This window comes from Variovorax stachyos, from assembly GCF_051400855.1.
In the GTDB taxonomy this organism is placed as follows: Bacteria; Pseudomonadota; Gammaproteobacteria; order Burkholderiales; family Burkholderiaceae_C; genus Variovorax.
Map to the genome: position 1 here is coordinate 1 of NZ_JBLFFN010000047.1, position 1,577 is coordinate 1,577.

The following is a 1,577-nucleotide window of genomic DNA, read 5'->3' on the forward strand; positions in this document are numbered from 1 at the left end:
GGCTGGCAGGACCAGGAGCCGCCGCGGTCGGCGAAGACGACGGAACCATAGCGGTAGTTCGACACCTTCTTGCCGGCGTAGTCCGCAATGCTCAGCACCATGTTGTCGCTGGCGAAGTTGTCGGCGTCTTCCACCGCGATCGGGTCCACGATGCGCGAGTCCTGCAGGGTGCGCACCACACTGCCACTGTTGCCGTCGGCCCCGAACCTGACCCACTGGATCTTGCGATCGCCGCGCGAGGCCACCAGCACCTGGTGGTTCAGCGTGTCGATGGTCTTGCTGTCCGGGTCGATCTTCGAGAAGGCCAGCGAGGTCGGGTTCTTGCCGATCGCCACACGGCCCCTCTCCGCGATGTCCCCTGCAGCGGTGCCGGCGGGCACGTTGCCCAGGCCGTAGATGCGCAGCGAGCCCGTCTCGGTCGCGATCCACGCGCGATGGATGTTGCCGAACAGCGTCGTCTTCACCGCCGTGGGGCGGTCATCCAGCGACACGGTCGAGATCACCGTCGGCGTCTGCTGCGGCTTGTGCGCGAAGGTGTACGGCCATTGGTGGTCGGCCTGCCCCAGGTTGGTGAACTCCGTCGGGCCCGTACCGAAGTACACGCCATTGACATAGCTCAGCAGCGGCTTCAGGTCGATGAACGCAGCCTTCTTCTCCGACTTGGAGATGACGACCGCCACGCCCGCCTTGGGATACCGGTTCGCGTTGGTGCCCGTGCCGCTGAAGCTGGCGCGCTTGGCCGGGTCGGTCAGGGGCGAGTAGGTCTCGCCCATGAACTCGCCACCCTTCTCCGGCAGCGTCGCGTGGAACGGGTCGAAGCCGGTGGTCACCGCGATCTCCGTCGGCGCGTTCATGCCCGGCAGGTCGATGTAGCCCAGCACCTTCATGAAGGCGATGTTGCCCATGTTGGGCAGGCCCGGGTACACGCCGAACCACTCGTGCCACCAGTCGTACCAGCGGTCATACGTCCCGTTGCGGATGCCGGTGGGCGTTCCGCCATTGGGGTTGAACGGGTCGCAGTTGTTGCACAGCCCCGCCAGCGAGATCACCGCCACCTGGCCCTTCAGCGCCGTCGTGTCCCACACCGTCACCAGCGCGTACTCGCTCATGTTGGTGATCGCCATGCCGGTGGGCACCTTGTTGGCGGGCAGCTTCACCGAGCCGCGGTTGTTCGCCGTGTTGCTGCCGGCCGTGCCGATCAGGCCGTTGTTGAACGCCACCAGCGAGGTCGCGCAGATGCCCGCACGACCGCCGCAACGCGCCACCGCCACCGGGTCGCCCGTCGTCAGGCCGGCGTCCTTGTAGGTGCTGACGTTGTAGTTGGTGCGCCCGGAGCTGCCGTCCCACGCCGCCGCTTCCTGCCAGGGCAGCTGCGGTGCTTGCGAGAAGGTGTTGCGGTCGACCGCCGAGACCTGCAGATCGCCCACGCCCTTGCGCAGGGTCGGGTTGTCCGCCACGAAGCCCACGTGGGCCTGGTTGGTCGAGTACAGGCCCGGATCGCTCGCCACCGGACCACCCACCTGCCAGGTGCCGGGGTGATAGCTCATGGTCTGGTCCGCGCGCTGGTGCAGCGTCGG

General features: G+C 67.3%; 1 protein-coding gene. It reads right to left on the bottom strand.

Going from position 1 to position 1,577, the window contains the following annotated elements; translation table 11 throughout:
* Nucleotides 1-1,547: hypothetical protein (locus ACMGEZ_RS29625; protein WP_436825850.1), on the bottom strand; the 1,547-nt coding region annotated here is incomplete at its 3' end.
* Nucleotides 1,548-1,577 lie beyond the last annotated feature (30 nt).